The organism is Schlesneria paludicola DSM 18645 (assembly GCF_000255655.1).
Lineage (GTDB): Bacteria > Planctomycetota > Planctomycetia > Planctomycetales > Planctomycetaceae > Schlesneria > Schlesneria paludicola.
Map to the genome: position 1 here is coordinate 1,036,801 of NZ_JH636434.1, position 10,536 is coordinate 1,047,336.

Annotated in this window: 13 protein-coding genes; 12 read left to right on the forward strand and 1 reads right to left on the reverse strand. The window is 50.0% G+C overall.

Annotated features, from left to right (window positions below):
• The 12 genes from OSO_RS49670 to OSO_RS0105050 form a co-directional block, all read left to right on the forward strand.
• Window positions 1-898: polymorphic toxin-type HINT domain-containing protein (locus OSO_RS49670; RefSeq protein ID WP_010582394.1), on the forward strand; the 898-nt coding region annotated here is incomplete at its 5' end.
• On the forward strand, window positions 899-1,393 hold the full coding sequence (locus OSO_RS0104995) for a hypothetical protein (protein WP_010582395.1): 495 nt from the start codon (window positions 899-901) through the stop codon (window positions 1,391-1,393). It abuts the gene before it with no gap.
• Between the two features lie 304 nt (window positions 1,394-1,697).
• Window positions 1,698-2,681, forward strand: a complete 984-nt coding sequence (locus OSO_RS0105000) for a hypothetical protein (protein ID WP_010582396.1) — start codon at window positions 1,698-1,700, stop codon at window positions 2,679-2,681.
• 23 nt (window positions 2,682-2,704) lie between these two features.
• Window positions 2,705-3,193 carry a hypothetical protein gene (locus tag OSO_RS42185; RefSeq protein ID WP_010582397.1) on the forward strand — a complete coding sequence of 163 codons (489 nt, stop codon included), beginning with the start codon at window positions 2,705-2,707 and terminating at the stop codon, window positions 3,191-3,193.
• A gap of 609 nt (window positions 3,194-3,802) precedes the next feature.
• Window positions 3,803-4,240, forward strand: coding sequence for a hypothetical protein (locus OSO_RS0105010; protein ID WP_010582398.1), 438 nt, complete (start codon window positions 3,803-3,805; stop codon window positions 4,238-4,240).
• A 91-nt stretch (window positions 4,241-4,331) separates the two neighbouring features.
• Entirely contained in the window at window positions 4,332-4,661 is a 330-nt protein-coding gene (locus OSO_RS52485) for a transposase family protein (RefSeq protein ID WP_050986003.1), read from the forward strand.
• Window positions 4,662-4,926: 265 nt separating this feature from the next.
• Window positions 4,927-6,708 carry a polymorphic toxin-type HINT domain-containing protein gene (locus OSO_RS47470; RefSeq protein WP_010582400.1) on the forward strand — a complete coding sequence of 594 codons (1,782 nt, stop codon included), beginning with the start codon at window positions 4,927-4,929 and terminating at the stop codon, window positions 6,706-6,708.
• A 32-nt stretch (window positions 6,709-6,740) separates the two neighbouring features.
• Window positions 6,741-7,250, forward strand: coding sequence for a hypothetical protein (locus OSO_RS0105025; RefSeq protein WP_010582401.1), 510 nt, complete (start codon window positions 6,741-6,743; stop codon window positions 7,248-7,250).
• Between the two features lie 4 nt (window positions 7,251-7,254).
• Window positions 7,255-7,533: a hypothetical protein gene (locus OSO_RS0105030; RefSeq protein WP_029246661.1), complete on the forward strand. Its 279-nt coding sequence runs from the start codon at window positions 7,255-7,257 to the stop codon at window positions 7,531-7,533.
• Window positions 7,534-7,676: 143 nt separating this feature from the next.
• Complete coding sequence (locus tag OSO_RS0105035) at window positions 7,677-7,865, forward strand: hypothetical protein (RefSeq protein ID WP_010582403.1); 189 nt, start codon at window positions 7,677-7,679, stop codon at window positions 7,863-7,865.
• A gap of 552 nt (window positions 7,866-8,417) precedes the next feature.
• Window positions 8,418-8,912: a hypothetical protein gene (locus OSO_RS0105045; protein ID WP_010582405.1), complete on the forward strand. Its 495-nt coding sequence runs from the start codon at window positions 8,418-8,420 to the stop codon at window positions 8,910-8,912.
• Window positions 8,913-8,914: 2 nt separating this feature from the next.
• Window positions 8,915-9,412 carry a hypothetical protein gene (locus OSO_RS0105050; RefSeq protein WP_040591606.1) on the forward strand — a complete coding sequence of 166 codons (498 nt, stop codon included), beginning with the start codon at window positions 8,915-8,917 and terminating at the stop codon, window positions 9,410-9,412.
• Window positions 9,413-10,196: 784 nt separating this feature from the next.
• On the opposite strand, the gene OSO_RS42200 is transcribed toward OSO_RS0105050, so the two are convergent.
• On the reverse strand, window positions 10,197-10,536 hold a 340-nt coding region (locus OSO_RS42200; protein WP_010582407.1), incomplete at its 5' end, for an ATP-binding protein.

Below are 10,536 nucleotides of genomic sequence, written 5' to 3' on the forward strand. Positions count from 1 at the left end.
GGACGAATCGACTTGGGTTCGGTTGACGATGGAGTGGCGCAAGACGGATGGCGGAATCGTAGACGCCGAGTTGCTCCGGCCTCGGGATTGGGTCGCATCGAGCCACCTGGAAATCGGCAGCATCTTCGAAGTCTTCTCAACCGAACTGGAGTTGAATGGAATTGCGGAAATCACGGCAATCAGCCTGTGCCCTCCGCTCAGCACGGGCGATGGAGAAGTCGTGACGGGCCGTTTCGTCACCCGAAAAGCCGACGAGACGGTGCGGATGACGTTCGAAACGGGTGACACCCTGGAAGGCTCGAAGTCACATCCCATCTGGTCACCCACCATTCAAGACTGGGTTCCCATGGAAGAATGGGCCGCCGGAGACGCAGTCTTGGGCCGCGACGGCTGGATTACCGTCACGTCCATCGAGGTCCGAAACGAGTCCGTCCCACTTTACAATATCGAAGTACGCGGCGAGCATGTCTATGAAGTCACAGAAGCCGCGATTCTCGTCCACAATAGTAACGATTATGGAATTGCGGCTGGAGCATCTGTCGGCTCCGCTCAGGTATCCGAATTAAAGATCATCGTGATTGGCGAAACGATGGCCCGTATCACAGAACATGCCCGTAAACTGCGGAGCATGGGAATCGATGCCCAATGGTATAGGGCTTGGGCAAAAAATTTCCCTACAAATCGCCCTATGACGCCGGCAGAATTAGCGGCAGCGATCAAACGCAATGAAAGATGGCTTCGCATGAAAATTGCACAGGGATACAAAATAGTCGATATTGGATTCGACGTGGCGAAAAAAGCCCCCAGTCGTTTCTATGCAGCGGAGAAGAATCTGATCGATACTTTCTTAAGAAAAGGCTGGAACGTTACGGTTCTTTGGCCTCCAAGGATCAATTAAATGCCTAAGTTTACGGAATTAGCATGCGAAGTATTCGACTTTTTAGAAGATGAATACGGATTTGTCATCAAGGAGACAAAAAACACACGTAATGGCGGTCACGTGATGTATGTAAACACAAACAAGGGTGTTGCACTCGAGATAAGCTACGAATTCCTGGATGCGTTTGTGTTTATGTTTGTTTACAAGTTAGTTAATGGCGAGATTCGGGAGAACTCCTATCCAATTACTGAAGACTCTCAAATTACACGCTTCGATTTTAACTATGTACTTTCGAAAGAAACAGAAATGAGACCTGCCTACGAGTATGGCGCTGATTCAGTTTTCTACGACGAAGAGAACGGCCTCCGCAATTACATGACTGAGTCTGCGAATCGTTTGCGCGACTACGGGAGCAAGTTTCTTCGAGGCGATTTTTCCCAGATGCCACTCGTTGAGGACGCAATCAAGCGTCGCGTAAGGGAGTACAATGCTGAACGTGATCGAAGCAAGTGAACTTGAGGACAATTCATAAGTTGACATGGCAACGCGGCAGGGCCGTTCCCAGGGGATCTCTATGACGTCGGGGTCATGGGGACACTGCATCTTTGAAGGTGCTATATAGTGGCAGAGTCGATATAAAGAACGTGCCAGAAAGTGTTTGCGATAGCAGGGCTATCAAGCGTCACGCGAAGATCGACCGAGTCTTGTTCGCCGTGGCAACTTCGAGGCGATCACCGACAATTCCCATGATCTCCGGGCGACGGTCGGTCTCACTGAAGCTCCTACAACACACCTGATTCCGATCGAGACGGTCTCTTTGGGGGCTCGGATTCCAACGAAGAATCCACGTCCTGAAGAATATGATTTTGAATGGCCTGAACCAGACGAATCGAGTTGGGTCCGGTTGACGATGGAGTGGCGGAAGACGGATGGCGGAATCGTTGACGCAGAGTTGCTCCGGCCTCGAAACTGGGTTGCATCGAGCCATCTGGAAATCGGCAGCATTTTCAAAGTCTTTTCGACCGAACTGGAGTTGAATGGAATTGCGGAAATCACGGCAATCAGCCCGTGCCCTCCGCTCAGCACCGGTGATGGAGAAGTCGTGACGGGCCGTTTGGTGACCCGAAAAGCCGACGAAACGGGGCGGATGACATTCGAAACGGGTGACACCCTGGAAGGCTCGAAGTCGCATCCCATCTGGTCGCCCGCCATTCAAGACTGGGTTCCCATGGAAGAATGGGCCGCCGGAGACGCAGTCTTGGGCCGCGAAGGCTGGATTACGGTCACGTTTGTAGAGGTCCTAAACGAATCTGTCCCACTTTACAACATTGAACTACGTGGCGAACATGTCTATGAAGTCACCCAGGCCGAAATCCTCGTTCACAACAGCGGCGGCGGTCTCGGCGGTTGTGGCATCAATCTTGGCAACTCTGATGTTCCAAAAAATGGAACGATAGCCCCCAACAGCGTTAACTATTCTCAAAACAGCGTTAATAAGAGCGTCCTTGACTACGCCAAGGACATGGAGGCCAGGAATTGGAATTGGGACAAATCCGGGCCAATACGTGTAATGCTAATTGGCGGAAAGCTTGTTTCATACGACAACCGTCGTGTTTTTGCCGCACGCATAGCAGGCCTGAAGAAGATTCCCTATGAGAAGGTAAACCCAAACGACCTCTTCCCCGGCTCAAAAAGAACTTGGGGAGAGCAGTTCGAACGTCGGCGGATGGATGTCAGGAATTTGGTTGATGGTCAACCACTTCCACCTACTGGGACGAACGCTAACCCGAAGATCATTTAATGGTAAGCGAAAGGAATCATATCATGTCCATAGCAGGCTCTGAAGATGAAGATTTGATACAGAGTCTATGGAAACGTGACGAATGTCTGGATTTAGATTCGGTGCAGTTCGGAAATGGGAATGTGATGCTACTGGACATTCCTTCTAGAATTCCAACTGCAACCGATGGCATCCAGATTCGACAAAGGCAATGGGTGGATATGCGCGACGCTGTGAAATTGCCTGGAGTTACTCTTAATGTCGGATTGTCTGCCAGCGGTGGTTCTCCAATTATCATTGCCGAAAAAGGACTGTGTGTTACATGTGGTGAATGTGCCGTGTATGGTACATTTGGATTCGTGGCGGTGTCTCGCTGTAGCGACAATCATCTTGAATGGTTAGCGTTCTTTCTTTTATCTAATCCCTTTGTTGCTATCGCCGTAAACGACGAGACAATCGTTGCCACAACAAATCTGGGTGCCAAATACGCTTTTCCGATTCGCGAGCCAGAAAAAGTGCAGGTCGTGAGCTGATCCCGCTTCGAAAAGCGAGATCAGCTCGTTTGCTTGACGCGCTTTGGCAGGGGAACAACAAAGGGGACCATTCTACTTTTCGCGAAGTCCTCACTCGGTCGGGTTGGCTAGATTGGATCTTGCGTAGTCGTCGAGGGAACGACAAAGGGGACATTCTACATTTCCAGAAGCCCTCACTCGGCTAGGCTGACTGGATTTGATCTTGCGGAATTGCCGTGCAGCGACACCCAAGCTATGGTTTGAGAATCGATCGCTGATCGCACAGCTAAAGAATGGTGACGTATTGCTTGACTCAACTGGTATCGCTAGAACAAAGGCAGCTGTGTTCGGGAAAATCGGAGATTTAACGGCAGGTACTGGTCGCGAGATTGCGCTTCTTCGCACAAGGCAGGGACTGGTCTTGAGAATGGGACAAAAAGGTCAGGTCGACATCAGTGGTGCAAGTCGAATCATTGCTCACTCACATCCGAGTGGCCTCCTTGGCCTGAGTACCTATGATTACATAGCTATTTTTTTCCGTCGTCGACAACAATCAACGATCGTCATCGGTCCATCTGGTGCGTGGCGGCGGTATTCATCAAATCAAGGGGTCCTTGGGGGTAATTTCTAATGGAAGAACTTGATGAAATTCCATCTTTTCCGGTGTTTGAAAATACGTTTGACTCAATGGATATTCCAGGAGAAATAGGAGTTGCAGTATCCAGAGAGACAACTGAAAGTCGAATTTGTCTTGCGGTTGGTAAAAGCAAAGACGGCTGCAGAAAATATTTACTAGAAGGTGATCCTTATCAGATTACCGAGTCAAAGGTGATCACACCAGATGAGTATGACACATTTATTTCATACTTGGAGGAATTGCCCGCTAGAAATGGAATGATCGCAGCTGATGTTCTTGACGGCGAAGGGTATATGGTGAAGTGGCGCACGGCAGATCATGAGTTTCGGTTTGTTCTATGCAACCCTAATTGCCTTGAGCTCGATTACTACAAGAGAATTGGCACAAAGTTGGCGGCCCTGTTTGGCAATGAATGTATTGTCAAGAAGTGAATCTATGTATATGTGAATATACACATATATGTGTATAGCGAAAATGCTCCTTCAAAACGTAACCGTTTACATTCACGGCAAACGTATCTAATTGAGAGCAACATACGCTGGGGGATTTGCAAATCAATGGGGGGCGCCTGAATGTATTGGTGATCGATTCCCTTCAGGGAGGCATTTTGATGTCAAATCACTGATTGGCGATTTTTCCGATCCTCGGATGGAACGGACGCGTCGACATGAACTGTTCGAGCTAGTGTTCGTCGCTTTGTGCGCAACGATTGCGGGTTCGGATGGCTGGGCTGACATCGAGCGAATCGGAGTTCGAAGATTGGAAAGGCTGCGAACATTCCAGCGTTTGGAAAACGGCATTCCATCGCACGACGCCGTTGGAGGAACCGCGGTGACACTGCCTCGTCGATAACATTACGCTCGCTAGACTGGATATAAGGTGTGTGCACGCATAGCAATGTGTCAATTATCGCGTGAATGAATCCAGGATTCTGGTTCGTCGGCGTATGCGAAGTCTGCCAATGGCTCGTACACATTGGGTATACAGGACGGAAGCTATTCCGAGTCGTTCAATACGAACTCCTCAACGGAGGTGTCCGTCCGGTGAAATACCTTCTTGCGTCGGCTGCTATCCCACCAACCAAGTCATCAACAACACGAGTGCCGGTCTTCAGCCTGTGTTTGTCGGTGGCGTCGTCTACAGCCAGGGGTATGTCAATCCGGCATCGTTCTCAGGCGGCAGTGGAGTCGCGTATACCAGCTTCGCATTCCGGTCCGTGCCGATGGATGCCAGCAGTCCCGCATCCATCCCGGACGCGACCTTCGGTCTAAATGAGGATCAGGCGCCACAAACCTACTGGGAAACCCTCGCCAGTTGGATCTCGTCTGGCATCGATACGGCGATGGACACCGCCGTCTGGATCGTGGACCAGATCTCGTACGGCGTGAGCGAGGTCGGTGGATTCGTCATCCGCAACTTCGAAGCGGTCTTAGACGGAATCCAGTTGACCCTGGATGTCGCGGGCTTCATACCCGTCTTCGGCGCCATCCCCGACATTATCAATAGCGGCATCCATCTGGGACGCGGCAGCTACCTCGAGGCGGGCCTCAGCGCCGGGGCGGCTGTCCCCTTCGCCGGGGATGCCGCACAAGCGGTGGCGTTAGTACGCAAGGTGGTCTCGAAAGGAGCTGACTTTGCCGCGTCTGCCGGCAAATCGATCATGAGATTGTTCGGGAAGTCAGACGAAGCAGGAACCGCTGCATCGAAGATTATGAAGTGCATCGAAGAAGGCAAATGTTTCGTTGCAGGAACACTGGTTAGCGTTGCTGCGGCATCTCCTTCGTCACGAGAGGATCGTCAGAGTCTTGCTCGTCACGGAATCTTCGAAGCGACCACCGACAATCACCACGATCTCCAGACGGCCGTCGGTCTCACGGAAACTCCAGCAACACATCTGATTCCGATCGAGACGGTCTCTTTGGGGGCTCGGATTCCAACGAAGAATCCACGCCCTGAAGAATATGCTTTTGAATGGCCTGAACCAGACGAATCGAGTTGGGTCCTGTTGACGATGGAGTGGCGGAAGACGGATGGCGGAATCGTAGACGCCGAGTTGCTACGGCCTCGGGATTGGGTCGCATCGAGCCACCTGGAAATCGGCAGCATCTTCAAAGTCTATTCAACCGAACTGGAGCTAAATGGAATTGCGGAAGTCACGGCAATCAGCCCATGCCCTCCACTCAGCACCGGCGATGGAGAAGTCGTGACAGGCCGTTTCGTCACACGAAGAGCCGACGAGACGGTGCGGATGACATTCGAAACGGGTGACACCCTGGAAGGCTCGAAGTCACACCCCATCTGGTCACCCGCCATTCAAGACTGGGTTCCCATGGAAGATTGGACCGCCGGAGACGCGGTCTTGGGCCGTGAAGGCTGGATTACGGTCACGTCCGTCGAGGCACGAAACGAATCGGTACCACTTTACAATATTGAAGTACGTGGCGAACATGTCTATGTAGTCACCCAGGCCGGAATCCTCGTTCACAACAGCAATCCGTGCTCCGTTAATCCCGGCATTCCACATGGGCCGCACGAAATCCCGCCGAATTCATTGACGCTACAAGAAGTTGAGGAAATTCAGGCAATTTCAAAAGAGTACAGTACGACGATTGACGTAGTCGGCAGCCGTGCTGCAGGTAAAGGTAGAAATATCCAAACAGACCTGCCTGTCGGAAAACCAAGCCGGAAAAGGCCCAAAACCAGAAGCGATATCGATTTTCGATTCGACACTGCTCATCCGAACGCAATTCAAATAATGAAAAGGCTTCGGAACGTTGGTAATGGCGGAGGCAGGGCATCGTTGAATTTTTCCAATAACCCAACAGCACCAAACGGGCGTATTACAATGCCTCCGTACATTCGATTTACGTCCAATGGCCGCGTCACTTGGTTTGACTGATTATCGTTCAGATTGACTCCAGAGAGTTTATAATGAATAACATTCATATCAAACAAGCACCCGTCTTGTGGGCTACTGGAAAGCCTTTTGACGCAGGCAGGATTATATTTGAGGGCCTTCCAACAGAGTCGCGTCCGAAATGGGCGTCGCGAATCCTGAAGTTTCTACTTCGTAGGTATCGCATTGAGTCTCCACAATTTGATTACGTATTGAAGATGGTGGATAATAAAGACCTATGGTCCACCGGCCATCAGGCATTCTGTAATTTGCGGGATACTACGTTGAGATTAGATGAGGCGGGGCAAAAGCGAGAGTTTTCAGAAGAAGAGAGCTTACTAATAGCAATTCTCGCAATTGCAGAATTGGTTTGCAAAGTGACATATAATGCCACGTCTCCGATAGATGAATTCGACGAAGATTCAGGGTGGTGGATTGTGCACTGTCTTAGAGGTTTTGTTGACTATGCCGTGGAAAATAAAGAAGAAGGCAATGAATCGTTTTCCCATGACGCATGGATTGCGATCTCCGCGCCGCTCGACTGATGATGTGGCCGATATACTATGTGGATTCTGGGGGAAGGATCTCTCCCTGTATATCCTGCAGCAACTGCATCGGTCGAACACGACAGAGCCCCGGACGGCCGCAGCGATTTCTCAGTACCTGACGGAAGAGGACTATCCCACCAACCAAGTCATCAACAACACGAGTGCCGGCCTTCAGCCAGTGTTTGTCGGTGGCGTTGTCTACAGCCAGGGGTATGTCAATCCAGCATCGTTCTCAGGCGGCAGTGGAGTCGCGCATATACGGATCCATATGGCAACATAGTAATTAAACGTGGTCTGACTGGCAGAGAATTAGAATTAACGCTTCGGCACGAGAGTGTTCAAAGTTTCCTTAGTGCGCGCCATGGGATTATTGGGAGCATACGTGCAAGAATTGGTGTCTGGGCATATGGGAACTCACACCTTATGCGATACATGGAAGAGGCTCTCGCTGAAACGTACGCAACGAAACAATTGATCTACGGATTAAAATTTCCGATTCGCGAAGGATATGTGACAGGCGGCCGAGTGCTACTGGCGGGTGTAGCGTACGCAGGCATTCTAGGGTCCAGTATCTATATCGGCTATCGAATCAGTGGGAGCTTATTTGAATGATACTTTCAATTATTCGGCGATTGCTTTTTATCCCGTCTCCTTTGATCGACGCAAAGCGTGCCTTATCGATTGCTACTGAAGAGTGCATCAGTCACGGATGTCCAATAGGTAATTGCAGGATTATCGAAGGCCTAAAAACGTGGACAATCTGGGCGAATGATAACAAAGGGAGTCCATTTGTCGTTGTCGATCAACAAACAGGTAGCGTCATCAAATATGCAAGTATATTGCGATAATAGTCCATTTTGCTGAATTAGTTGCGTCAGCCAGACAAGGCGTAATGAGCCTTCGTCGTCGGGTAGCGCAGTCAGAGGACGTTGGAGTTACTCAATCCATCGAATCGGCACTCCGACAGTCTGTTGCCACTCGTACCATCGTGCGGAACTCCATTTCCAATCCGTCGACTGACTGGTCACACGAAGAGCCGACGAGACGGTGCGGATCACGTTCGAAACGGGTGACACTCTGGAAGGCTCAAAGTCGCACCCCATCTGGTCGCCCGCCATTCAAGCATGGGTTCCCATGGGAGAATAGACCGCCGGAGACGCAGTCTTGGGCCGCGACGGCTGGATTACGGTCAAGTCTGTCGAGGCCCGAAACGAATCTGTCCCACTTTACAATATTGAAGTACGTGGTGAACATGTCTATGAAGTCACCCGGGCCGGAATCCTCGTTCACAACAATGACGTATGCCGTGTGAATTTTCCCGTCCCCGATGCAATCGGCTTTGCACCTGGAACCGCAAATTCGGCACTTGATGGTATGAACGCCGGTCATGCTGTTCGCCATCTCGTCGGTGATGTAATTCCCAACTCAGGCAGCCTCGCTTCGAAAGTCGATAAATTTCGAAAGCTGGTAGTTCCAATATTGGAAAAGCCGTTGAAAAGCTTTAACGGGTGGCCAGGTACGACGCAAGTAAGGATATTTATTGGTGAGGTCGGAGGCCGAAAATTAGCCGTTCTCGTTGCCAAAGAGGGACATCTTCAGGGTAAAATCGTAACGAGCTATTTTCCAAATCCAAGAAAACTTCAAAGCTTGGGATTGTAACCGTGAACGAACGAGCCGAGTTTCTCAAAGCTGTATCTTGGATGGATCCACCTCCATATCCACTCCTCGCTTACATGATTTACTCCATTTTTGACGAATCCGTAGAAAACTCGATCAAAGCATTTTGGCCTAACAATACATCTGTAACATATTTTGATATATGTGACACTGACTGGATTTTTCAGGTCGCACTATATGAAATAAATGTAGAAGCAATAGATCCATCTATTGATGATAGTGTCGCGAAAACACTCGACTACTTGTCAAATGTTAGCGGAATGCCCAGCCTATTTATGTTCGAAGCCGGATTTTATGACTACCGAGCATTGTTTAAACTCGATACTCCGCAGAATGTTTTTGGAGCATGTATCCAAAATGTCTCTCCTTTAGTGGCAACAATTGACAGAATACGTTCATCCTCAGAATTTGAATTATATTTGCAGCGAGCTCGGAATTTCCTTGTCAGTAAATACCCTCAAATCGAGAGTCAAAATAACTAGTTGTGTAAGAGTTTAGAGAGCATTTCATAACGCGTATTGGCAAGGAAACTGCGTACCAGTCAGAGCGAAAGGAGTTTCGCTCATGCCAGTCACATCCCTTCTTGTTCAGCTTTGGCGACCACATCCCTTCCGCGATTCTTGACCTTTTCTTTTTCCCGTCATCGCACCGCGAGCAAACTAGCGAAGCCCACATTAGCCCTGCCCAGCGGAAAAAACACTGCCCGCAAAGTTCCTGCCAACTTGACGCCGTCAGGACCGTAGGGCATGAACTCCATCACGTGCGAGAAATCTTGTCTGGACAAGGTACATCCGAATCGGCAGCAGAGTTGGCAGGCAAGCTGTTTCTGCAGCAACTTATAAAGGCATTGAGATAACGCCGTTTCAGGTGAAAGGGAAATACGATGGAGGACTATTCAATTGATATTGGACGAGCGGACCAAGGAAGAACCTTTGTGCGTGTAATTCACAAATCAAGCGGAATGGAACGAATTGCCGTTGGATTGGGCGCGTCGAGTGCAAACTCTGTGGCGGAACGACTCAAAAGACTCATCGAAGACGAGCTGGCATTGGCCGCCAATGCTAGCGGCAGCTTAAACACTGAAAAGTCCAAATAATTGTTGACAAGAGTTGACCGCTTGAACTACGAGGGCACTGCATCTTTGATAAGGCCACGGAACAACGATCGCGGCATAGGTGTCAATTGGCGCTTGAAACAGTACCACTCGTTTGCACTTCAAACGGTACCATTTATCGGTTGATGTCTTTAATGGTACTGTTTGCCCTTCTATTCTTCGGCTTTGGACCCGGTGGGCGCTTTGGTATCGTTTGAACTTTTTTTCGATTTCTCTAAACGATAACTCTTGCCGGTGATTTGCACGACTTCCGCTCGATGCAGGAAGCGATCCAAGATGGCAGTTGCGCTGGGAACGTCGCCGATCAATTGGCCCCAATCGTCCAAGGGTCTGTTGCTGGTCATCATCGTGGAGCGAAGCTCGTGTCGCCGCATGATGATCTCGAACAGGTACTCACCTGATCGCTTGGGTAACTGCTTCATCCCCATGTCGTCGACGATCAGCAGATCCGGCTTGAGGTATCGCTGAAGGATCTTCTCGTGGCATTCCATC